Genomic DNA, 22505 nt, shown 5'->3' with positions numbered 1-22505 from the left:
CGGACCACGACGAGAGGCCCCTGATGCTGACGAGCAATGAGTACTTCGACGGCAACGTGAAGTCGATCGGCTTCACCACGAACGAGCCCGGTGCGGAGTCGGCCAGCGTCGGAGTGATGGAGCCGGGGGAGTACACCTTCACCACGGGCAAGGCCGAGGAGATGTCCGTGATCTCCGGCAAGCTCCGCGTGCTCCTGCCGAACACGAGTGCGTGGCAGGACTTCGGGCCCGACGCGCAGTTCAGTGTCCCGGGGAGCAGCAGCTTCCAGGTCGAGGTCGAGGTCACCACCGCGTACCTCTGCCGCTACCTCAACATCTGAGCGCCCTTCGACAGGCTCAGGGACCGGGGTAGGTGCGCCCTTCGACAGGCTCAGGGACTGGGGTGGGTGGGCCCTTCGACAGGCTCAGGGACCGGGGTGGGTGCGCCCTTCGACAGGCTCAGGGACCGGTTCGGTTCGTCCGAGCGTCCCCGGCTCAGGACCGGTCGACGACCTCGAGCGTGAGGACGACGGTCGAATCGTCGGAGCTGTTCGTCAGCGTCACCGTCGTGCTCCCGACCTCGAGCGGCTGCAGACCGGGGTTGAACGATGCGCCGCCGCGGGATCCGCCCGGCACGTACTCCGCGATCGACGGATCCTCGACCTTCGCGGACCAGACGGTCGGATCGACGGCGACGAGGTCCACCACGTTGTCGAGGCCGACGGTGACGGTGCGGCCGTCCTGATCGACGAGCTGCACGATGACGGGTGCGATCACGCCGGCCTCGCTCGCGGAGCTCTGACCGGAGGGCGAGTCCGCGCCACCGGTGCAGGCACTCGTGCCGAGCACGGCGCCGACGATCGCGATCACGGTCAACCCACGGGTCGCACGGCGCATGGCGGTCCTCTCTCGACGTGACCTCACCCTACCGCCGGGCGACGGTGGACCTCAGGACCGCAGGGCCAGCGCGTCGGCGGCAGCGCTGAGCCGGCCGTCCTCCATGACGAGCACCTGGTCCATGCGGTCGAGGTGGCTCCGATCGTGGGTGACCAGCAGCGTCGCGGCGCCCGAGGTCGCGGTGAGTTCGAGGATGAGCTCGATGATCGTGGATCCCCGCTCGTGGTCGAGCGCACTGGTCGGTTCATCCACGACGAGGGCGTCGGGCTCGTTCATGAGGGCGCGCGCGATGTTGACCCGCTGCCGCTGACCACCGGAGAGCTGGTGCGGCCGCTTGCCCGCCTGGTCGGCGAGCCCGACGGCGGCGAGCAGCATAGCGGCCCGCTCGCGGGTGAGCGTCCGGTCGGCCCGCGACGCGCGGCCACCGAGTGTCCCGAGGACGCACAGCTGCTCGAGGGCCGTGAGCGACGGCAGCAGGTTGCCCTGCTGGAACACGATGCCGAGCCTCGTGCGGCGGAAGTCGGTGGCCGCCCGGCGGTCGAGGGAGGTGACGTCGACCCCGGCCACCTCCACGAGGCCGCTGTCGGGCCGGATGAGGCCGGCCGCGACGGCGAGCACACTCGACTTCCCGGAGCCCGAGGGCCCGGTGAGCGCGGTGACGGTCCCGGCCGGGACGGTGAGGGTCGCGTGGTCGACGGCGGTGACGCGGTGGTCGCCGTCGGGGAAGGTGAGGGTGACGTCGGTGAGCGAGATCATGCGGTGACTCCGATGGTGACGAGGGTGGGTGCGAGGAAGGATGCGGGGAGGTCGGGCGCGTTCACCGGCTGCCGCCCAGCGCGGTCAACGGGTCGGCCGAGAGGATGGACCGCAGGGCGAACGCCGCGCCGATCAGGCCGAGGGCGATCATGATCACCCCGGGCACGAGCGTCGTCAGTGGGCTGAGCACGAAGGGCAGCGCCGTGCCCGCCGCGGAACCGAGTGCGGCGGTGATGCCGATGCCGAGTCCGACGCCGAGGACGAGGAGGACGAGCGCCTGGCCGAGCGCATCGAGCGACAGCCGACGGGTCGTCGCGCCCAGCGCTTTGAGGATCGCCACGTCGCCCGCGCGCTGCATGGTCCACACCGTGAAGAAGGCTCCGATGACGAGCGCCGAGATCCCGAACAGCATGGCGACCATGAGGAGGAGCGATCCGATCTCGGAGCGGAACGATCCGATCGCGAGCAGGGACGACAGGACGTCCTTCGACACCGTGCCGGTGGCCTGCTCCGCTCCCGCCACCGCATCGGCGCTCGGGTTCCCGGTGATGGCGAGCGCGGTCACCCCGTCGCCGGGGGACCCTTGCGCGGCCTGTAGCGACCGCCACTCCGACAGGCTCGTCCAGACGACCGGCGTGTGGCTGTACCACTGGTCGTCGACGACCGATCCGACCTCGAGTTCGCTGCCACCGATCGAGACGGTGTCGCCTCGGGAGACGTGGAGGGCCTCCGCGGCGGTCCGACTCAGGCGGGCGGTCCCGTCAGCGGGCACGTCGGCTGCGCGACCCGCGACGGCGTCACCACTGATCCCGAACAGTGCCACGGAGGTGCGCGCATCGTCCGTGGTCATCCGCGTCTGGCTGATGCCGAGCTCCTGGACACCGTCCACCCCGGGGACCGCAGCCCACGTGGTGGCCGCGTCCGCATCGATCGCGGAGTCGGCGAACGTCGCCTGCTCGCCGTCGGCGGGGGCCGCGAGGACGATGCTCGACGCACCCAGCCCGGTGATCGCCGAGATGTTCTGGTTCGCCAGCCCTGCGGTGAGGCCGCTGAGGAATCCGACGAGCAGGGTGATGAGGGCGACGACCGCCCCGATCAGCACGAAGCGACCGGTGGCGAAGCGCATGTCGCGCCAGGCGACGAACATGGGGACTCCTTGTCCGCCGCCCGACGGCGTCTCCGTGGTGCGGCAGGATTCCAGCCTCGCCGCGTCGCCGACGCCGGGCATCGTCGGACGGGACGGTCCTCAGGCGCGGTCAGGTGGAGGCGACGTTCCACCTTTCTGATGATTCGCGAGGACGATCCCCGCCGTACGCTGGGCGGATGAAGCACTCGGCACTCAGCCCCGTGTTCACCGGCCTGCAGCTCGGCCTCCACGGCCTCGTCACCGCACTCATCGTGCTCGTGATCGCGCGATCCGTCTCGGTCGGTGGCCAAGCGGGCCTCGCGGCGATCGTCCTCGCGGTCGTCATGCTGCTCACCTACGCCGCTGGCGCGATCCTCGGCGGTCGGGTTCGGCGCGCTGTGGCCGCCAGCGGAGGGACCGATCGCGCCACCGCGCCGGTGGGCGTCCGTCGAGGTCGGGTTTCCGTCCTCGTCTGGCTGGTGCTGCTCAGCGTCGAGTGGGTGGTCCTCGTCCTGCTCAGCCCGGATGCTGCCTACCTGGTCTTCCCGTTGTTCTTCCTCTATCTGCACCTCCTCCCCAGGGCCGTCGCGGTGCCCGCCGTCGTGATCGCCACCGTCGCCGCGGTGGTGGCGATCGGTCTGCACGCCGGTTTCAGCGTCGGAGGAGTCGTCGGCCCGCTCGTCGGTGCGGCCGTGGCCGTCGCGATCGGACTCGGCTACGAGACGCTGGCTCGGGAGGCGGCCGAGCGGGAGCGACTCATCGCCGAGCTCGTCGCAGCACGCGAGGAGCTCGCCGAGCGCGGTCGGCAGGCGGGCAAGCTGGCGGAGCGCGAGCGCCTCGCCGCCGACCTCCACGACACGGTCGCCCAGGCCCTGTCGAGCATCCAGCTGCTCCTGCACGCGGCCGAACGCTCCGCCGTCGAGCAGCCGGGCACGGAGCAGCTGCGTTCGCACATCGGGCTGGCGCGGGATGCCGCGGCGACGGCCCTCGCCGAGACGCGCGGTCTCATCGACGAGCTGAGTCCGCCGGCGTTGGTCGGCGCGACGATCGCGGACGCGCTCGGACGGCTCGCCGAGACGACGGCCGCCGAGAGCGGCACGCCGGTCTCCACGACGGTCACCGGCGATGCGTTCGTCCTCGGCACGCCGGTGACGACCGCGCTCCTCCGGACCGCGCAGAGCAGTCTCGCGAACGTCGTCCGGCATGCCGGAGCGAGCCGGGCGGACGTCACCCTCACCTACCTCGACGAGGAGGTCATCCTCGACATCGACGACGACGGGGTGGGGTTCGATCCGGCGAGGGTCGCCGAGCGCACTGCTGGCGGTTCGTTCGGCATGATGTCCATGCGCCGTCGCATCACCGAACTGGGTGGCGAGGTCGAGGTGCGCAGCGCGCCGGGCGCCGGCACGACCATCACCGTGCGGTTCGCGGTACCAGGAGTGGAGGGGGACGTCCATGCGTGACGATGCGACGGATGCCGGGGAGCCGCAGGTCATCCGGGTCGTGGTGGCGGACGACCACCCGATCGTCCGAGCCGGACTCCTCGCGGTCCTCGCGCCGATCGCCGACATCGAGGTGGTCGGGACCGCGTCGACTGCAGCCGAGGCCGTGGCCGCCGCACCCGGCGCCGACCTCGTCCTCATGGACCTGAGCTTCGGCGACGGTCCGACCGGGATCGATGCGACGAGGGAGATCGCGTCGCTGCCGGGCGGTCCGTCGGTCCTCGTGCTGACGAACTACGACTCCGACGCCGACATCCTCGGCGCGATCGAAGCCGGAGCCGCAGGGTATCTGCTGAAGGACGCCGCCCCGGAGGACCTCATCGACGGCATCCGCTCGGCGGCCGGCGGGAACTCGGTGCTCGGGCCGGCCGTGGCGACCCGGCTGGTCGCTCGGGTGAGCGCACCGCAACAGGCGCTGAGCGCGCGCGAGATAGAGGTGCTCGCACGGGCGGCCGAGGGGCTCACCAACCTCGAGATCGCCGGGCGACTCCACGTGGGGGAGACGACGGTGAAGTCGCATCTCGCCCACATCTACACGAAGCTCGACGTGTCGAACCGCTCGGCGGCGATCGCCGCGGCCCAGCGTGCCGGTCTCTTCCGCACCCGCTGAGCACCACCCCGGTCCCTGAGCGCCACCCCGGTCCCTGAGCGTCCACCCGGTCCCTGAGCTTGTCGAAGGGTCGACTGACTCACGGTCCGATCCACGCGGTCCCTGAGCCGAATCCCGGTCCCTGAGCCTGTCGAAGGGTCGAAGAACGACGGCCCGGAGCTATGCCCCCTTGACCTGCTCGTACGCCGCGAGCGCAGCCTGTCTCGTCTCGCCGAGGTCGACGATCGGCTCGGGGTAGTCGGGCGTCCCGAACTCGGGCACCCATCGCTTGATGTACGCGTCGTCGGCGTCGAAGCGTTCGCGCTGCCGTTCCGGGTTGAAGATCCGGAAGTAGGGCGAGGCATCGAAGCCGCTGCCGGCCACCCACTGCCAGTTGAAGGGGTTGGACGCCGGGTCGGCGTCGACGAGCGTGTCCCAGAACCAGTCCTCGCCGAGCTTCCAGTGGATGAGCAGGTTCTTGGTGAGGAAGGATGCCGTCACCATCCGGATCCGGTTGTGCATGGTGCCCGTCGCCCAGAGCTCCCGCATGCCGGCGTCGACGAGCGGGATTCCGGTCTTCCCGGCGGTCCAGGCGTCGAAGGCGTCCTGGTCGACGTCCGGCCAGGGGAACCGGTCGAAGGCCTGACGCCAGTTGCGCGTCGCGAGGTCGGGGAAGGCGAAGAGGCAATGGTAGGCGAAGTCGCGCCAGCCGAGTTCTTTGAGGAAGGTGGCGCCGTCGTCGCCGAGATGCCGGCGGCCGTCGCGGGCGGCGTGCCAGATCTGCGGCGAGCTGATCTCGCCGAACCGGAGGTGCGGGGAGAGCCCGGAGGTCGACGGCTGGGCCGGGAAGTCTCGGTCCTCCGCGTAGCCCGTGACGCCGTCGTCGAGGAACTCGGCGAGCCGCGCGTCGGCGCCGGCCTCACCGGGCGTCCACTGCTCCCGGAGTCCGGCCGCCCAGTCCGGCTTCGTCGGGAGCAGGTTCCAGGAGCCGAGCTCGTCGCCCGAGGGCGGTTCGGCCATGGCGGTCAGTGCGGTCGGCGCGGGGAGGGGGTGTCTCGGCGGGTTCGCCGCGTGCCGCTGCAGCGAGGCCTTCCAGAACGGGGTGAACACCGAATACGGCTGCCCCTGTCCGGTGACGATCTCCCACGGCTCAGCGAGGAGGTTCGCGGCGAAGCTGCGAGCGTCGAGCCCGGCCTCCTTCAGCTCCGACTTGATCCCGGCGTCGATCTCCCGCTCGGCCGCGCCGTAGCGACGGTTCCACAGGACGGCGCCGGCGCCGACCGAGTGGGCGAGTTCGGGGACGATGGTCGCGGCGCTCCCGGATCGGAGGAGGAGCGTGCCGCCGAGACCGCGGATGTCGTCGCCGAGCGCCTCGAGGCTGTGGTGCAACCACCAGCGGGACGCGCCGCCGAGCGGTCGCAGCGCTTCGCTGTCGTCGAGGACGAACAGGCAGAGGATCGGCGCGTCGAGCTCGACCGCTGCGTGCAGCGCGGGGTTGTCGGCCAGGCGGAGGTCGTCGCGGAACCATACGATCGTCGGGGCAGCAGCCATCCCGTCAGCCTACGCGGACGATGGAACCGGACCGGAGGGTTGACCGGACCCGCCCGTGCCGGTCATCGTGCCGTCCCGGTCACCGTGCCATCCTCCGGTCACTGAGCTTGTCGAAGTGCCCACGGGGAGGCGCCGCCCTTCGACAGGCTCAGGGACCGTGGGAGGGTTCTCCCGGTCTGGACGCGTGTCCTCGTGGTCCGGTGTTTCTTCCGCCGGTCCCTGAGCCATCTTCCGGTCACTGAGCTTGTCGAAGTGCCCCGGTGTGACGCAGCCCTTCGACAGGCTCAGGGACCGTGGGCGGGTTCTCCCGGTCTGGACGGGTGCCCTCGTGCTCCGCTGTCTCCTTCTCCGGTCACTGAGCTTGTCGAAGTGCCCACGGGGAGGCGCAGCCCTTCGACAGGCTCAGGGACCGTGGGCGGGTTCTCCCCGTCTGGACGGGTGCCCTCGTGCTTCGCTGTCTCCTCTTCCGGTCACTGAGCTTGTCGAAGTGCCCACGGTGTGACGCCGCCCTTCGACAGGCTCAGGGACCGTGGGCGGGTTCTCCCGGTCTGGACGCGTGTCCTCGTGGTCCGGTGTTTCCTTCTCCGGTCACTGAGCCATCCTCCGGTCACTGAGCTTGTCGAAGTGCCCACGGGGAGGCGCCGCCCTTCGACAGGCTCAGGGTCCGTGGATGGGTGCTCAGGGACCGTGTTCCCTGTTCCCGTGCCCACTCAGCTCAGCGCGGCCTCGCGGTCGAGCAACGACCGCTTGACGTCGAGTCCCCACGCGAACCCGCCGAGCGTCCCGTCGGTCCGGAGGACACGGTGGCACGGGACGAACAGGGCGGGCGCGTTCGTCGCGCAGGCGCTCGCCGCAGCGCGGACCGCCGACGGCCGACCGCTCGCCGCGGCGAATTCCGTGTACGTCACCGAGTGTCCTGCGGCGATCGTCCGCAGCACCGTCCAGGCGTGCGTGCGGAACGGGCCACCGAACTGGGCGACCGGTACGAGGTCGATCGCCGCCAGGTCGCCGTCGTAGTACGCCCGGACGGCGTCCATCGCCGTGATCGTCCCCGCCACGGTCTCGCGGGGGCGGTCGGCTGGCCGGATCCGTTCGAGCATGACGCCGATGTCGTCGGACCACCCTGAGGAGAGCACCGCTCCGTCCTCCCGCGCGAGAATCGTGAAGGGGCCGTCCGGAGTGTCGACGGTCTGGCTGGTCGCGGTGAGCTGCGCGCCGGACGCCCGGCCGTCACCGCGGCGGGCGCTCGTGCTGGAGATGATGGTGGTCATGCTGCTGGACCTTTCTCGAGGGCTGAGGGTGCGGCGGACGGCGCCGGTGTGGAGGCCGCCTTCCACAGGTGGAGGCAGAGGTAGGAGCGCCACGGGGCGAAGGCGTCCGCTTCCGCAGTGAGGGTGCGGGCGTCGGACGGCAAGCCGAGTCGGCCCGCACCCGTGCGGACGGCGACGTCGCCGGGCAGGAAGGCGTCGGGGTTGCCGAGCACCCGCATGCTGACGTAGTCGGCCGTCCAGGGGCCGATCCCCTTCATGGCGAGCAGGCGCGTCCGGAGCTCGTTGCGGTCGTCGCCGAAGCCGATCGTGAGTTCACCGGACACGAGTGCCCGCGCGACGCCGAGCAGGCTGTCGATCCGCGCTCGGGGCCCGACGAGTGTGGCCTCCCCGCCGTTCGCGATCTGCGTCGCCGTCGGGAAGAGCCGGTGCAGTCCGTGTCGTTCGGGGACCGTCGTGCTCACCTCGTCCGCGAGACGGCGGAGCCGGGTGCGCGCCGCGGCCACAGTGATCTGCTGGCCGACCATCGCCCGGACCAGCATCTCCTCCGGATCGACCGCCCCGGGGAGTCGGATGCCGGGTGTGGCCGCGACCGAGGCGGCGAGACGCGGGTCCGTCGCGAGGACGGCGTCGGCCGACGTCGGGTCGGCGTCGAGGTCGAAGAGTCGACGGACCCGCGAGACGAGCACCGGCAGGTCGGCGAGGTCCGTCACCTCGGCGGTGAGTCGGAGGTCGTCGCCGAGCTGTCGCACCTCGAACCACGCCGTGCCGCCGGGGAGGGCGAGGAGCCGGGCGTAGTGTTCGGGCCCCGCGAGCTCGACGCCGTCCACCGCCCGTGGCGCGAGCCAGGCGAAGACGCCCGCCGCGTCGAACGGGCGGCGGAACGGCAGGGACAGGGTGATCGAGCCGGAGGCGTGTTCGCCGACCGTCCGGTGTTTCGCGCGCAGCTCACCGGGGGTAAGCTCGAACACCTCCCGCATCGTGTCGTTGAACTGCCGGATGCTCGAGAACCCGGCGGCGAAGGCGATGTCACCGAAGGGGAGGTCGGTGCCGGTCAGCAGCTGGCGAGCACCCTGCGCACGGTGGGCCCGCGCCAGGGCGAGTGGACCCGCGCCCAGCTCGGCGCTGAGGATCCGCGTCAGATGCCGGCTCGAGTACCCGAGGCGCGAGGCGAGCCCGGGGACGCCCTCCCGTTCGACGACGCCGTCGGCGATGAGGCGCATGCTGCGCGCGGCGACGTCGTTGCCGAGGTTCCAGGCGGGCGTGCCCGGGACCGCTTCAGGCAGGCACCGCTTGCATGCGCGGAAACCGGCCTCGTGCGCCGCGGCGCTCGTCGCGTAGAAGGTGACGTTCTCCGGCTTCGGGGTTCGAGCCGGGCAGGACGGCCGGCAGTAGATCCCCGTGGAGCTCACGGCCGTGATGAACTGCCCGTCGAAGCGCTGGTCGCGGGCTTGGATCGCGCGGTAGCGTTCGGCGAAGTCCATGCTCCGGGTGTCGTCCATGATCCGAGTCTGACATGCGCCACCGGGTCCGACGAGCGGAAATCGGACACGACAGTGGGGCCGTCCGCGCCGGATCAGTCGGCGCGGCTCACGCTCCGCGGAGCTTGTCGCTGAGCGCCGCGAGGGTCGCCATCTCCTGTGGGTTGAGCGACGTGGTCACGCGTTCGGCGATCGTCGCGCCGTGGGCGATGGCGACCGCGCGGTAGACGTCGTAGCCCGCATCGGTCATGCGGACGAGGGTGCCGCGGCCGTCGTCCGGGTCGGGGCATTTGCCGACCAGTCCGCGCGCGACGAGTCGATCGACCAGGCGACTGATGCTCGGCTGCGAGAGCAGCACGCTCGAGTTGAGGTCGCGCAGACGGATGCGACGATCGGGCTCCCGCGACATCGTGTGCAGGACGTCGTACTCGTTGAGCGAGATGCCGTGGCTCGGGAAGTCGTGCGAGATGTGGCGCATCACGTCGACCTGCGCGCGGAACAGTGACTCCCACGCGGCGATCGCGAGTCGCCTCTCGTCCATACCCGCTCCCGCTGCCGTCCGACGATCCACCACCTGAATCTATCCTGCACGGCCGTCGAGCGGTGCGTCGAGGTGGGGTGGTTGCGCTCCGTATCGTCTCCGGACATGACGAGAGCCGGTCGCAGAGGCTACGACCGGCTCTCTTTCCCTTGCACCAAGAGTGTCCTGCAATCACATTCCGTCAGCTGCCACAGCAAAACAACTAACGTTCCAAAACCATATAACGGATCGGTAACGAGCGGTAGTTATCAGAACGTTATTTTTACTGGGAGTTGTCCGAGTGCGCTACACCGGCGGAGCGCGAGCGCATGGAGGCCGATGGTGCCACTTCCCCACGTGTGTTTATTATGTTACGCTCTGAAATACCACCCGACCACACGTTACCGAGACGAGACCCCCATGTCCACACCGCACCGGCCCCGACGCCGGATCGTCACCGCCCACGCGGGCGCCATCGTCGCGCTCGCCGCGCTGCTGACCGGCACGGTCGCTTCGCCCGCGACAGCGGCCGGCACCCCGGCAACGGCACCGACGGACCCCGCGCCCGTCGAGGAGCCCACCGACGACAGTCCGGTCGACACCGACGAGCCCTCCTCGGGCAGCGACCCCGACGACACGTCGCCGACGACCCCGCCGACTGAGCCCACCGCCACCCCCGACGCCGAGGCCCCGAACGCCGACCTCGCGCTGCAGATCGCGCTCGCGGGCGTCGCCACCGGCACCGCCCCGTTCGACGCGGACGACGCCCCCGGCCACGACAGCAGCGCGACGAACGACGTCGTCCGCACGCACGACACGGTCACCTACCGCGTCGAGGTCCAGCTCGACGGAGCCGCAGCCGGCGACCTCGTGACCGTTCGCCAGACCCTCCCCGACGGCCTGCGCTGGCCGATCGTCACCGCGCTCCCCGCCTACTGCGGAGCCGGGTCGACCGTCAGCGACGACCGACGCGTCCTCGATTGCGCCATCGGCGGCGTCCTGCCGAACTCCGTCACCACCTACGACCTCATCGCCACGGCAGACAGCATGCCGAACGGTTCCGTGCTCACCTCCCCGGCGGGAGCACTCAGCGCGGCGGCGAACGACGTGGCCTCCGGCGCGCTCGCCGAGGACGCGACGGAGGTTCCCGCGACGACCGCGAGCAGCGGTCCGCGAGTGAACCTCGGGGTGCGGACGGCAACGATCGTCAGCGCCGTGACCCAGGACGATGTGCCCGGGTTCCGCATCCACTACGACGCCTACCTCGACCTCGCCGGGTACAACGCCGCGGGTGGACTCGGTGCACGCGGGCAGTCGAACGTGGTCGATGACGTCACCTTCGTGATCGACCTCGATGATGTCAGCCCGAACGCCAGACTCTCGAACCAGACGGCTTGTGCGGCGGGCGCCGGTGAAGCGCGCGTCTTCCCGGGCGCCAGAGGCGGCGGCGAGAACGCCGTGACCGACTCCGGCGCCTGGACGTGTCGCGTCGACCCGGACGACCCGCGTCGGATCCACGTGACCATCTCCGGCGCGGACCTCAGCGCCGACCACATCCCCACCAAGACCGCGAACGGCGCAGCCATCCCGCTCCGCGGCTACCTCGCGCTCGGCCGCTTCGGCGTGTTCGTGCCTCGAGACGATGTGCCCGCGAACGGCTCGATCACCACCCGCCTCCTGGTCCGCGACCTCCTGGCGACGGGCCGAGACGCCGATGGACAGCAGATCGCAAACGCGGACGAGCCGCTCGACGACAACCGGACGAGCGCGAGTCTCCTCCGCCGTCCCGACGGAGGCCATGGCACTCGCTACATCGACGACACCAATGCGCTCATCCCGGTCCCCGGGCAGTTCCTGCCGGGCACGGGCGACGGCGTCGTCGTACCCGGACAGCAGTACCGTGCCCTCTCGATGTTCAACAACCGAGGCGGCACGGAGTTCACCGGACAGGTGTTCTGCCAGGCCTTCGACACGAAGACGCAGCATGCAGCCGTCGGACCCGACGGCGTTCCCGCTCGAGGGCACGCCTCGACGCCGCTGATCATCGAGTACGGCACACGATCGACCGTGGACGTGGCCGCTGACGACGCCACCAGGTGGCGTCAGATGACCGACACCACGTGCGGTGACGCCGACGACGACTGGACCACCGACCCCTCGTCGATCGCGGTGGAGGACATCACCAAGATCCGCTATCGCAGCGCGTCCGGCGTCATCCCGATCGGTGCCTCGCTCATGGCATCGCTCACACTCGTGATGAACGACGGTGTCCCCGCCGGCACCTTCCTCGCTGAGAGCTACTCGCTGTACAGCCCGGAGCAATACCCCGACGACGTCGACTACAGCACGTGGTACGCGAAGGACGGCTGGTTCCACAACAAGTACGACGCAGCGAAGGACGACAACGCGAACTACCCTCGCGGCGACCGGCTCATCGCCGCCAACGCCGTGATCGGCATCGGGAAGCGGGCGATCGAACCGGCCGTGGAACCCGGTTCGCCGGCCCAACTGCTCGCGGGTGACCGCGTCCGCTTCGAGGTCACGCCGCAGATCACGAGCGTGCCCGGCCAGGGGAACGCCGCACGCGACGTCGTCGTCGTCGACCGATTGCCCGCCGGGCTCGTCTACGACCCGACGGAGGTGTCACACGTGCCCGACTCGGTCGAACTCGCCGAGGACGGCACCACCCTCCTCACCTGGAGGCTCGGGCAGGTCGAGCGCGGCGCCGAGCCCGTCATCCGGTACTGGGCGACGTCGGATGCGACGCTCATCGGCGACCTGGTCAACCAGGTGGTCGTCGCGAGCCCGGACGACCCGGGTTCGCTCGAGGAGGTCCCCGAGGACGCCACGATGCAGGACGCGCACCACGGGCGCCAGACCGTGTCGCTCCGTGCGCCCGGTGGGCTCCGCGTGCAGAAGAGCGTTGAACAGCGCGTCATCGAGTCCGGCGACCGGATCGACTACCGCCTCGCCTACGCCAACATGAACGCCACCGGTGCTCAGCAGGACGTCGCCCTGGTGGACGTGCTCCCGTTCGTCGGCGACAACCGTGGATCATCCGCGGCCGGCGTCCTGGCCGACGAGATCGAGGCCGCCGATGGCGACCGGGTGCTCTACACCGCCGCCGACCCGGCCGCAGTGCAGGCCGCGTCCGCCATCGACGGCACGGACACCTCCCGGGAGCTTCCGGACGGGTTCGACTGGTGCACCTCCGACGACTTCGGTGCGGAGGCGTGTCCCGAATCGCTCGCCGACGTCACCGCGTTCCGCGTGGAGGTCGCCGAACTCGACGCCCTCGAACGTCACGAGATCGCCGTCGAGCTCACGACGGACGGCGCGGTGTCCGGTGCGGAGTACCGGAACGACGCCACGGTGCGCTCGGCGTCGCAGACCCTCGGAGCCCGGTCGCCGCTCGTGGCGACGACCGTCGTCTCCACGTCGATCGGCGAGCGCCTCTGGTGGGACCGTGACGGTGACGGACTCGACGACGACGGTGCCGACGGACAGCCCGGCGACGGCGTGGCCGGTGTGCCACTCCGGCTGGACGGCGTCGACAAGCACGGTGCCACCGTCTCCGAGGAGACCGAGACGGACGCCGACGGCCGATACCGCTTCAGCGGGCTCGTGTCGGGTGCGTACACCATCAGTGTCGACCTGCCTGAGGGCGCGGAGACCACCGGCTTCCGCGTCGGTGACGACGGCCTCGTCAACTCGGCGCTCGATCCGCAGTCGTCCACCATGGAGGACATCGTCGTGGTCGACCCGTCGCCGACCGGCGCGGACGCGGTCGACCTCACCTGGAACGGCGGCATCGTCGAGGTGGAGCTGCCCGTGAGCCCGCCGGTGACCGATCCCGAGGAACCGACGGACCCGTCCGTCCCCTCGGAGCCGACGCCGACGCCGTCCGGGACGCCGCAGGCGACCCCGGAACGTCTGTCCGGTACGCAGGGTCCGCTGGCCACGACCGGCGTGCTCTGGCTCGACCAGGCGATGATCGCCGCGATGCTCCTGCTCGTGATCGGCGGGGCGGCACTCCTCGTCGTGCGTGCGCGTCGCGCCCGCAGTGACGCCGAGGAGTCGAGCGGCTGAGTCGAGGAGCCACCGCACATCGAGCGCGCACGATCCCGGATCGGGACCGTGCGCGCTCGTGTCAGTCCTGGGAGCCGCTCGGGACGACGTCGATCACGCGGACGGTGATGGACGGTGCGCCCTCGCCGGTGAACGAGGGGAGCCGCTCCGCGATGGCGCGGTGGACCGCCTGCGCGACGGCAGGGGAGGCCGCCTCAGCTGCCACGGAGATGTTGGCGTGGACGGTCAGGACGCCTCGGACGCGCTTGACGCTCACCCGTGCCTGCTGGTCAGGCGAGCCGAGCAGTGCGCCGACGCCCTCCTTCGCGGCCCGGAGCAGCGTGGGTTCGACGGCGGTCAACCCGTCGACGCCCGGTAGCGCCAGGATCACGTCGTCGAGCGAACTCGCGAGCGCTCCGAGGTCGTCGTCCGTCTCCGTCAGGTCATGCATCGTCCCCCACCTCTCCGATCTCGTCGGCCTCGAAGTGCAGGTCGTCGACGACGATGTCGAGTCCTGCCACGACGAGGTCCGTGTGTTGCCGGAGGCTGGCGGCGACCTCCTCGCGGAACAACGCAACCGTGTCGGCGACCGACTTGCCCCAACCGATGCTCACGGTGACGTGGAGCATGATCGGTTCGCCGACCACGGTGACGTCGCCCTCGAGCACGCAGCGACCCACGAGCACGCCGGGCGTGCGGTCGCCGGCACCGCGGACCAGCCCGCGGACCGTGCCCTCCGTGATGACGAGCGCAGCGGCGTCGTCGGACGCGGCGAACGGGATGTCGCGTCCGGCCTTCGCCTCACGGCCGATGTTCTCCATGATCCCTCGGATCCAGTCCTGGTCGAGTGCGGTGACCGCCGCCTCGTCCGCCTCCCGCAATGGCGCGGCGAGCGAGCGGACCCGTCGCAGGGACCGGAGGATCCGCTGGCATTCGGGCGACTCGTCGATCGACGGGTCGGCCGGCAGCATGTCGCGTTCGAGGTAGTCCGTGAGGGCGTCGATGCCGTGCGCGCAACCGCCCGGTCCGCCCGGTCCGGAGCCCGGAATTTCGGTGTTCATCGCCACCCCTCCATGTCCTTGACCAGTGTCGCCCGAGCCCGTGCAAGACTCCCTCGGACGCTGGCGACGCTCTGCCCCAGCTGTTCGGCGATCTCCTCGTACGAGTATCCGCCGATCTCGCGGAGCACCCAAGCCTGGTGCTGTCCGTGCGGCAGTCTGTCGAGCGCTGCTGACAGTGCTCCCAGCTGCGACGATGCTTCGGCTCGCCGCTCGGGACCGTCGCGCTCCGGGGCCTCGATGATGGCGTCGTCGGTCGACTCGGTGTCCTTGCGCTGCCGCATGAGGTCGATCGCCCGGCGGCTGACGATGCGCATCAGCCAGCTCTTCACCATCGCGCCGTCCTCGAGCGTGTCGATCCGCTTCCAGGCCGAGATGAGCGCCTCCTGGACGACGTCGTCGCCGTCCGCGGAGGATCGCGTGAGTCGCACGGCGTACGCCTTCATCATCCGGCCGTAGCGCGTGATGAGCACCTGGAACGCCCGGGTGTCGCCGTCGACGCACCGTTCGACGAGGGTCCGGTCGGTCGCCTGCTCGAGGAGGCCACCCGACGTGCGCACTGGATCGACACCCACCGCCTGCCGCCTCTCTGTGCCGGCCGAGACAACTTCCGGCGGTTTCGTCACACCCGACCGTGACATCTGCGAGCCGGGCTCCGTCTCACTACTGTAGGCACAGAGCGGCGATCCATGTGAACGCCCCAGCACCACGATCGCACCACGATCGCATCACCACCGAGGAGACCGCACGATGAAGACCCCCAAACTCCGGTTGCCCGGGTTCTCCTCCACCCCGGAGGAGCGCGAGGCCAGGCGCGCCAAGCACCAGGAGGCCAAGCAGGAGCGCGCGGCGAAGGCCGCAGCCTCCTCGCCACCGTCGGCAGCCGTGGTCGCGGCCCTCCAGCCCTCGGCTCCGAGCGTGCGCATCAACGCGTTCCGCATCGGCCTCGTCGGGGGTATCGGCGTGCTCGTCGCGCTCGTGATCGGCAGCATCGTCACCCAGCTCAGCACCACCCTGATCTATGTCGGCGTCGCACTGTTCATCGCGCTCGGCCTGGACCCGCTCGTCTCCTGGCTCGAGCAGAAGCTGCCGCGCGGCCTCGCCATCGCCGTCGTCTTCCTCGCCGTGATCGGCGCGTTCGTCGGCATCATCTTCGCCATCGTGCCGCTGCTCGTGACGCAGATCTCGAACTTCGTGAGCGATTACCCCCGGATCTCGCAGCAGTTCCTGAACAGCGACTTCGTCGCGTGGGTGCAGAACACGATCGGGAACACCCTCGACATCGACTCGGCGCTCAACGACGCGTTCTCCTTCCTCAAGGACCCCAACAACCTGTTGAACATCGGTGGCGGCATCGTCGCGGTCGGTGCGGGCGTCGCATCGGGGATCACCGGCTCGATCATCGTCCTCATCCTGACCCTGTACTTCCTCGCGTCGCTGCGCTCGATGAAGGCCGTCACGTACCGCTTCCTCCCCGCCTACCGCCGCGAGGGCTTCGCGCAGGTGCTCGAGGAGATCACGCAGGCCGTCGGACGATACGTCGTCGGGCAGGTCGGGCTCGCGCTGGTCAACGGTGTGCTGAGCTTCATCTTCCTCAGCATCATCGGAGCGCCCTTCCCGCCGCTGCTCGCCCTGCTGGCGTTCATCGGGTCGATGATCCCGCTCGTCGGAACGCTGAGCGCCTCGATCGTGAACAGCGCGCTCTGCCTCTTCGTCTCGCCGGTCACCGCGCTCATCGCGATCATCTACTACCTGATCTACATGCAGATCGAGGCGTACGTCCTGAGCCCGCGCATCATGAACAAGGCGGTCGCCGTCCCCGGTGCCCTCGTCGTCATCGCGGCCTTCGGTGGCGGCGCCCTCGGCGGTATCCTCGGTGCCCTCGTCGCGATCCCGGTCGCCGCATCGATCATCATCATCGTGCAGAAGGTCGTCTTCCCGAGCCAGGACTCCAAGGTGGTACCGGAGAACAAACTCGGTGACGCCGAGACGGCGGCCGTCGGCACGAGCGCGGCGGCGAAGTGATGGCGGCGACGTCGTTCCCGGTCCTTGCGGCCGGCGCCCTGCTGCTGTCGGGTACCGCGGGCGTCGTCGCGCAGTCCGCTCGGGCCGCGGTCGATCTCGACATCCCGACGATCAGCGTGACGCCGTACCAGGCGATCGGCATCCCGATCGCCCTCGTCGGCGCCTTCTTCCTGGCGGTGGGGACCCAGCTCCAGTCCCGAGGCGTCGGGAAGGTCGAGGCGGCCTCGTCGGCGTTCGGGCTGAAGCAGCTCCCGCAGCTGCTCGGTCGCCCGTCCTGGCTCATCGGCACCCTGCTGCTCGGCCTGGCCATCGTCTTCCAGCTCGTCGCGCTGGCCTTCGCACCGCTCATCGTCGTGCAGCCGCTCGGGGCGATCGCCCTCGTGATCACGGCACTGTTGAACGCCAGGGTCACCCGGGTCAAGATCACCAAGGAGCAGACCCGCGCGATGGTGCTGTGCGTCGCCGGTATCGGCCTCTTCGTGATCGTCGCCGCGCTCTATGCGGTCGAGGAGCCCATCCGTCAGCCGCAGCTCATCATCATCCTCATCATGCTCGCGGTCGTGACTCTGGCGCTCGCCGGCGCGTACGCGCTGTGGCGCCGGAAGCTGCACACGGTGTTCTACGTGGTCGCGGCAGGCGTCCTGTACGGCTTCGTCGTGACCCTCGCGAAGGTCGTCATCAACCGGGTCATCACGCAGAACTTCGAGGGCCTCACCGTCGTCGGCATCATCGCGTTGCTCGTCGCGGCGGGACTCGGAGGGTTCTTCGTCCAGAAGGCCCACCAGAGCGGACAGCCCGACCTGGTGGTCGCGGGCCTCACCGTCGTCGACCCCCTCGTCGCCGTCGGCATCGGCATCGTCGTGCTCGGTGAGGCGGCCAGCGCTCCCTGGTTCGCGCTCGTGCTCTTCGTCGTCGCCGGCGCGATCGCCGTCTTCGGCGTGTGGAAGCTCGCGATGCGCCCGGTCCCGGCACCGGGGGAGAAGCCGAAGAAGCCGCGCGTCATCTGACGCAGGACGTCCGACGGGCCCGGCGAGTGGAACACCCACTCACCGGGCCCGTCGTCTTGTCGGTGGGGCCGCCGAACTGGCTTAGAACAGGTCGGGCGACGGGGTGCTGGCGTAGCGGATGGAGACGTCCGCGTGGCGGTCGAAGCGGTAGCCGACACCGCGCACGGTGCGGACGATGTCCTCGTAGCGGCCGAGCTTGGCGCGCAGGCGACGCACGTGGACGTCGATGGTCCGCTCGTTCGGGACCTCTTCGTCGTCGCCGGCACGCCACAGCGATGAGATGAGCTCGGCGCGCTCGATCGTGCGTCCTTCGCGGAGGACGAGGTACTGGAGGAGCTCGAACTCCTTGTACGTGAGCGGCGCAGCTTCGTTGTCGAGGACGAGGCGCTTCCGGGAGATGTCGACGACGACACCGGCGTGCGCGCGGTCCTGCTCCTCCTCGTCGACCTCGTCGCGGTGGGCCGCGAGTGCCGAGGGGTCCTGGAGGGCGAGCCGGACGACGTCGAGGTCGCGTCCGCCGGCACCGCGGGGGGCGAGGGCGACGGCCGCGTGCGTCTCGGCCTCCGGAGCGAACTGGGCCGTCAGGGCCTTGATGGCCTCGACGATCTCACCGAGGCTCGTGCCGGCGGCGGCCGCCTTCGCCTCGTCGAGGCCGACGTAGAGGACGAACCCTCGGGCTTCGGGGCCGGCCGGAACGGCGCGGACGTGCGGGGTCGCGGCCCGAGGCGCATCCTCGACGGCGGTGAGCTGGCGGGTGGGGCGGGTGGTCTGAACGGCTGCAAGAGACATGAGTGCGAGGTCCTCGGGAGTGATGATGCTACGACGGATCGTGCGCGGTGCGCTCGGGGTGATCCCGCCTGCCGGTGGGCAGTTGCGGTCCCGCGATCCGGGAAGTGGCGCGTCGGCCGGGTACGGACGGGGTACGTCCGGGAGTCGGCTCACCTGGTGGGGGAGCGGCGGACTCGGAGGTGCTGGGAGCAGTGGAGCGGATCCGTGTGGATCGCTACCGGTGCTGGAGGAGTCGGATCAGCGACACATTCGACAGCACATGACAGCGCGGCCGGGCATCATCATGCCGGCGTTCCCAGGGGCCTCGAAGGAGGTCGGGGTGGGCGCGTTGGTCGTCATAGTCCGCAATACAACAGGAATCCCCCGGATCCTGTCAAGTGCGAGCGGAAGATGACGTTCTGTTACTCGGGGATTGTCAGCTGGCGGCACAACTGAGATGAGGCGGATCGTCGTCCATCGCGGGGATGGACGACGATCCGCCTCATGTCGGCGGGAGCAGGGGTCAGACGACGCCGTAGAGGCGGTCGCCGGCGTCGCCGAGCCCGGGGACGATGTACCCGTTCTCGTCGAGCTTCTCGTCGAGGGCGCCCAGGACGATGGTGACGTCCTTGCCGGCCGTCTCGGCCTCGAGGCGCTCGAGACCCTCGGGGGCGGCGAGCAGGCAGATGGCGGTGACGTGCATCGCGCCACGCTTGAAGAGGAAGTCGATGGCCGCCGCGAGCGAGCCACCGGTCGCGAGCATCGGGTCGAGCACGAAGCACTGGCGGTCCGACAGGTCGTCGGGGAGACGCTCCGCGTACGTGGTGGGTTCGAGGGTCTCCTCGTTGCGCACCATGCCGAGGAAGCCGACCTCGGCGGTGGGGAGCAGCTTCACCATGCCCTCGAGCATGCCGAGGCCGGCCCGCAGGATCGGGACCACGAGCGGACGCGGCTCGCTGATCTTGACGCCGACCGTCTCGGTGACGGGCGTCTGGATCGTGATCTCCTCGACCGTGACGCCGCGCGTCGCCTCGTAGGCGAGCAGCGTGACGAGCTCCTCGGTGAGGGCACGGAACACCGGTGACGGTGTCGTCTTGTCGCGGAGCACCGTGAGCTTGTGGGTGATGAGGGGGTGGTCGGCTACGTGCACTCGCATACGATCAATCTAGTCGCTCGCGCGGCGACCAGGATTTCGGGGAGATGACGGATGCACGCACCGGCCGAGTTCGCCGTGTGGATGGACCTCGCCATCGCCGAGGCCGAGGCGGCACTGGCCAGTGACGACGTCCCGGTGGGCGCGGTGCTCGTCGCCCCGGACGGCACGGTGGTCTCCGTCGGACGCAACGAGCGCGAGCTGCACACCGATCCGACCGCCCACGCCGAGGTGGTCGCCATCCGCGCCGCAGCGGCCGCGCTGGCCGTCTGGCACCTCACGGAGCTGACGCTCGTCGTCACGCTCGAACCCTGCGTCATGTGCGCCGGCGCGATCCTCGCCGCCCGGATCCCGCGGGTCGTCTTCGGGGCCTGGGACGAGAAGGCCGGTGCGGTCGGTTCCGTCTACGACGTCCTGCGTGACCGGCGCCTGCAGCACCGTGTCGAGGTCTATGCGGGGGTAGAGGCCGAGCGCTGCTCGGCGCTCCTCACCGACTTCTTCCGGGGCGCGGGCGGCGTCGGAGCCCCCTGAGGGCGCACACGGCCCCGGAGGTCGCCGCGCCTCGACAGACTCGGTGACCGGATGCGGCTGCTCCCAGCACTTCCGGAGCCCGTTGTCGGCGGGTGATGGCAGGATCGCAGGATGCAACCCGGCGTGATCCTCGACATCATCCTCGTCGTCGTCCTGATCGGCTTCCTGATCCGCGGGTGGCGTGCGGGGCTCCTCGGGAGCCTCGGCGGGCTCGTCGGGCTGGCGGCCGGCGGGGTCGGCGCCTTCTTCGCGATCCCGCTCGTCGCCTCGTGGGTGCCGGATGCGGCCTGGCGTGGCTGGGCGGCGGTCGCGGCGGCGGTGGTCGTCCTCGCCGTCGGCTACACGATCGGTGCGTTCATCGGCGGGGCCATCGGCCCCGTCGTCCGCAAGACCCCCCTGCGCGGTCTGGAACGCCTGCTCGGTGCCGCCCTCAACCTCGTCGTCACCGCGCTCGTCCTCGTGACCGCGGCACTCGGTGTCGGCTCCCTCGGCATCCCGCTGCTCGCCCAGGCGGTCGGGTCGTCCGCGGTGATCGGCACGATCGACCGCGTCACGCCCGTGCAGGTGAAGAGCACGCTCGCGCAGCTCCGCTCCACGGTGGTCGACGGCGGGGCCCAGCGCGTCATCGAGGCGTTCGGCGGAACCGCGGACGTCCCCGCCGCCCCGCAGCTCGACACCTCGACGCCGGCCCTGCAGACGGCCTCCGCGTCCGTGGTCCGCATCAGCGGCACCGCCGAGTCCTGCTCTCGGAGCCTCACCGGAAGCGGATTCGTCTTCGCGGACGACCTGGTCATGACGAACGCGCACGTTCTCGCCGGCGTGACGAACCCGGTCGTCGAGGTCCCGGGAGCCATGCCCAGGGAAGGACGGATCGTCTACTTCGATCCGGTCGACGACCTCGCCGTCATCCGCGTCGACGACCTCGGCGCCCGATCGCTGCCGCTCGCACCGAATCCGGCGCCCGGTTCGAACGCCGTCGTCGCCGGGTATCCGTTCGGTGGCCCGTACACGGCCGGTGGCGCGCAGGTCATCGTGGTGGGGCCGAGCCTCGTCGCCGACATCGGCGGGAACAACCCGACGAGCCGTCAGGTCGTGACGCTGTCCGGGACGGTGCAGCCGGGCAACTCGGGTGGCCCGCTCCTCACCGAGTCCGGTGAGGTTGCGGGCGTGATCTTCGCCCGCGACGCGAACTCCGCGCCGGTCGGGTACGCGCTCGCGATGGACGAGGTCCTGCCCGTCGTCGCGCTCGCCGGGTCGCTGCAGTCCGCGGTCCCGTCGGGCGCCTGCCTCGCCGACTGACCCGGCCGGGCAGGTGCCGCCGAGCATGCAGGTGCCTAGACTCGCAGGGTGAGTGAAACGATCAGCCTGCCCAGCATCGCCATCCTCGGAGCCGGTTCGATGGGAGGGGCCGTCCTTCGCGGTCTCGTCCAGCCGGGTGTCGAGGTCGACGGTGGCATCACGGTGACGAACCGGACCATCGCCAAGGCGGAGGCTCTCGCCGAGCTGCCAGGCGTCACCTCGATCGCCCTCGAGCAGGACGCCGACGGCAATCGTCGCGCGGCAGCCGCGGCGAAGATCGTCCTGATCGGCGTGAAGCCCTACCTGGTCGCCGACCTCCTCGCCGAGATCGCCGACGCGTTGCAGCCGGGCACGATCGTCGTGAGCCTTGCGGCCGGCATCCGCGGTGCGGCCTTCGAGGCCGCCCTGCCGGAGTCGGTGTCGGTCCTCCGCTCCATGCCGAACACCCCGTCCTACGTCGGGCTGGGTGTCACCGGGCTCGCGCCGGGTACCCGGTCGAGCGAGGACGACCTCGCCGTCGTCACCGCGCTCTTCGAGACCGTCGGCGAAGTGGTCGTCATCCCCGAATCGAAGATCGACGCCCTCAGCGCCATCTCCGGTTCCGGTCCGGCGTACGTCTACTACCTCATCGAGGAACTGACCCGCACGGCGATCGGCCTCGGGTTCACCCCCGAGCAGGCGGCCGTGATGGTCAACGGAACCTTCCGCGGCGCGACGGAACTCCTCGCGACGACGGGGGAGAGCGCCGAGCAGCTGCGGATCAACGTCACGAGCCCGAAGGGGACGACGGAGCAGGCGCTCGCCGTGCTCGCCGAGGCGGGCTTCAGCGAGACGTTCGACCGCGCCGCGGCAGCCGCCGTCGCACGCGCCGAGGAGCTGTCCGCCTCCTGACCGGCCACGGTCCGAGGTGATCCGTCGCGGAGGTCG

21 protein-coding genes are annotated in these 22505 nt (G+C 70.4%); 9 read left to right on the top strand and 12 right to left on the bottom strand.

The features are described 5' to 3' along the window. The first annotated feature begins 23 nt into the window (after positions 1 to 23). Positions 24 to 320: a pyrimidine/purine nucleoside phosphorylase gene (locus EAO79_RS00840; protein ID WP_064296149.1), complete on the top strand. Its 297-nt coding sequence runs from the start codon at positions 24 to 26 to the stop codon at positions 318 to 320. A gap of 154 nt (positions 321 to 474) precedes the next feature. Here the strand turns inward: EAO79_RS00840 and EAO79_RS00835 are convergent, their stop codons facing one another. The 3 genes from EAO79_RS00835 to EAO79_RS00825 form a co-directional block, all read right to left on the bottom strand. Then, positions 475 to 876: a hypothetical protein gene (locus tag EAO79_RS00835; protein WP_124767422.1), complete on the bottom strand. Its 402-nt coding sequence runs from the start codon at positions 874 to 876 to the stop codon at positions 475 to 477. 51 nt (positions 877 to 927) lie between these two features. After that, a complete protein-coding gene (locus tag EAO79_RS00830) occupies positions 928 to 1632 on the bottom strand; it encodes an ABC transporter ATP-binding protein (RefSeq protein WP_124767421.1) in 705 nt (234 codons plus the stop codon). Between the two features lie 61 nt (positions 1633 to 1693). After that, positions 1694 to 2779 carry an ABC transporter permease gene (locus tag EAO79_RS00825; RefSeq protein WP_124767420.1) on the bottom strand — a complete coding sequence of 362 codons (1086 nt, stop codon included), beginning with the start codon at positions 2777 to 2779 and terminating at the stop codon, positions 1694 to 1696. A gap of 176 nt (positions 2780 to 2955) precedes the next feature. On the opposite strand from EAO79_RS00825, the gene EAO79_RS00820 reads away from it, so the two are divergent. Beyond that, positions 2956 to 4221, top strand: a complete 1266-nt coding sequence (locus EAO79_RS00820; protein WP_124767419.1) for a sensor histidine kinase — start codon at positions 2956 to 2958, stop codon at positions 4219 to 4221. Next, positions 4214 to 4870 (top strand): response regulator transcription factor, encoded by a 657-nt coding sequence (locus tag EAO79_RS00815; protein ID WP_124767418.1) that lies wholly within the window; start codon positions 4214 to 4216, stop codon positions 4868 to 4870. The genes EAO79_RS00820 and EAO79_RS00815 overlap by 8 nt, the downstream gene beginning before the upstream one ends. 159 nt (positions 4871 to 5029) lie before the next feature. On the opposite strand, the gene EAO79_RS00810 is transcribed toward EAO79_RS00815, so the two are convergent. From EAO79_RS00810 to EAO79_RS00795, 4 genes are all read right to left on the bottom strand, one after another. Further along, on the bottom strand, positions 5030 to 6400 hold the full coding sequence (locus tag EAO79_RS00810; RefSeq protein ID WP_124767417.1) for a deoxyribodipyrimidine photo-lyase: 1371 nt from the start codon (positions 6398 to 6400) through the stop codon (positions 5030 to 5032). A 710-nt stretch (positions 6401 to 7110) separates the two neighbouring features. Then, complete coding sequence (locus EAO79_RS00805) at positions 7111 to 7671, bottom strand: methylated-DNA--[protein]-cysteine S-methyltransferase (RefSeq protein ID WP_124767416.1); 561 nt, start codon at positions 7669 to 7671, stop codon at positions 7111 to 7113. Next, positions 7668 to 9170: an AlkA N-terminal domain-containing protein gene (locus tag EAO79_RS00800; RefSeq protein WP_241160947.1), complete on the bottom strand. Its 1503-nt coding sequence runs from the start codon at positions 9168 to 9170 to the stop codon at positions 7668 to 7670. Before EAO79_RS00800 ends, EAO79_RS00805 begins: the two co-directional genes overlap by 4 nt. 88 nt (positions 9171 to 9258) lie before the next feature. Beyond that, on the bottom strand, positions 9259 to 9690 hold the full coding sequence (locus tag EAO79_RS00795) for a MarR family winged helix-turn-helix transcriptional regulator (protein ID WP_079706622.1): 432 nt from the start codon (positions 9688 to 9690) through the stop codon (positions 9259 to 9261). Positions 9691 to 10089: 399 nt separating this feature from the next. Here EAO79_RS00795 and EAO79_RS00790 point away from each other — a divergent pair, with 399 nt between their 5' ends. Further along, on the top strand, positions 10090 to 13758 hold the full coding sequence (locus tag EAO79_RS00790) for an SdrD B-like domain-containing protein (RefSeq protein WP_164486859.1): 3669 nt from the start codon (positions 10090 to 10092) through the stop codon (positions 13756 to 13758). A 61-nt stretch (positions 13759 to 13819) separates the two neighbouring features. Here the strand turns inward: EAO79_RS00790 and EAO79_RS00785 are convergent, their stop codons facing one another. From EAO79_RS00785 to EAO79_RS00775, 3 genes are read right to left on the bottom strand one after another with little or no spacing between them, the layout of a single operon-like run. Beyond that, positions 13820 to 14188 (bottom strand): Asp23/Gls24 family envelope stress response protein, encoded by a 369-nt coding sequence (locus EAO79_RS00785; protein ID WP_124767414.1) that lies wholly within the window; start codon positions 14186 to 14188, stop codon positions 13820 to 13822. Then, a complete protein-coding gene (locus EAO79_RS00780; RefSeq protein WP_124767413.1) occupies positions 14181 to 14798 on the bottom strand; it encodes an Asp23/Gls24 family envelope stress response protein in 618 nt (205 codons plus the stop codon). The genes EAO79_RS00785 and EAO79_RS00780 overlap by 8 nt, the downstream gene beginning before the upstream one ends. Continuing rightward, positions 14795 to 15370 (bottom strand): RNA polymerase sigma factor, encoded by a 576-nt coding sequence (locus EAO79_RS00775; RefSeq protein ID WP_236555260.1) that lies wholly within the window; start codon positions 15368 to 15370, stop codon positions 14795 to 14797. The genes EAO79_RS00780 and EAO79_RS00775 overlap by 4 nt, the downstream gene beginning before the upstream one ends. A 175-nt stretch (positions 15371 to 15545) precedes the next feature. Between EAO79_RS00775 and EAO79_RS00770 the strand changes: the two genes are divergently transcribed. Continuing rightward, positions 15546 to 16820, top strand: a complete 1275-nt coding sequence (locus EAO79_RS00770) for an AI-2E family transporter (protein WP_079706627.1) — start codon at positions 15546 to 15548, stop codon at positions 16818 to 16820. After that, positions 16820 to 17827, top strand: a complete 1008-nt coding sequence (locus EAO79_RS00765; RefSeq protein WP_124767411.1) for a DMT family transporter — start codon at positions 16820 to 16822, stop codon at positions 17825 to 17827. Before EAO79_RS00770 ends, EAO79_RS00765 begins: the two co-directional genes overlap by 1 nt. A gap of 81 nt (positions 17828 to 17908) precedes the next feature. On the opposite strand, the gene EAO79_RS00760 is transcribed toward EAO79_RS00765, so the two are convergent. Then, a complete protein-coding gene (locus tag EAO79_RS00760) occupies positions 17909 to 18616 on the bottom strand; it encodes a winged helix-turn-helix domain-containing protein (RefSeq protein WP_079706629.1) in 708 nt (235 codons plus the stop codon). Between the two features lie 502 nt (positions 18617 to 19118). After that, positions 19119 to 19751: a uracil phosphoribosyltransferase gene (gene upp, locus EAO79_RS00755; RefSeq protein ID WP_079706630.1), complete on the bottom strand. Its 633-nt coding sequence runs from the start codon at positions 19749 to 19751 to the stop codon at positions 19119 to 19121. Positions 19752 to 19802: 51 nt separating this feature from the next. Between upp and tadA the strand changes: the two genes are divergently transcribed. From tadA to proC, 3 genes are all read left to right on the top strand, one after another. Next, positions 19803 to 20279, top strand: coding sequence for a tRNA adenosine(34) deaminase TadA (gene tadA / locus EAO79_RS00750; RefSeq protein WP_124767410.1), 477 nt, complete (start codon positions 19803 to 19805; stop codon positions 20277 to 20279). 111 nt (positions 20280 to 20390) lie between these two features. Beyond that, on the top strand, positions 20391 to 21578 hold the full coding sequence (locus tag EAO79_RS00745; protein ID WP_124767409.1) for a MarP family serine protease: 1188 nt from the start codon (positions 20391 to 20393) through the stop codon (positions 21576 to 21578). Between the two features lie 48 nt (positions 21579 to 21626). Then, positions 21627 to 22469: a pyrroline-5-carboxylate reductase gene (proC, locus tag EAO79_RS00740; RefSeq protein WP_124767408.1), complete on the top strand. Its 843-nt coding sequence runs from the start codon at positions 21627 to 21629 to the stop codon at positions 22467 to 22469. The last annotated feature ends 36 nt before the right edge of the window (positions 22470 to 22505 follow it).

The organism is Plantibacter sp. PA-3-X8 (assembly GCF_003856975.1).
GTDB classification, from domain to species: domain Bacteria; phylum Actinomycetota; class Actinomycetes; order Actinomycetales; family Microbacteriaceae; genus Plantibacter; species Plantibacter auratus.
Note: the sequence above shows the minus strand (reverse complement) of the source record. Positions and strands in the feature narration are given on the sequence as shown.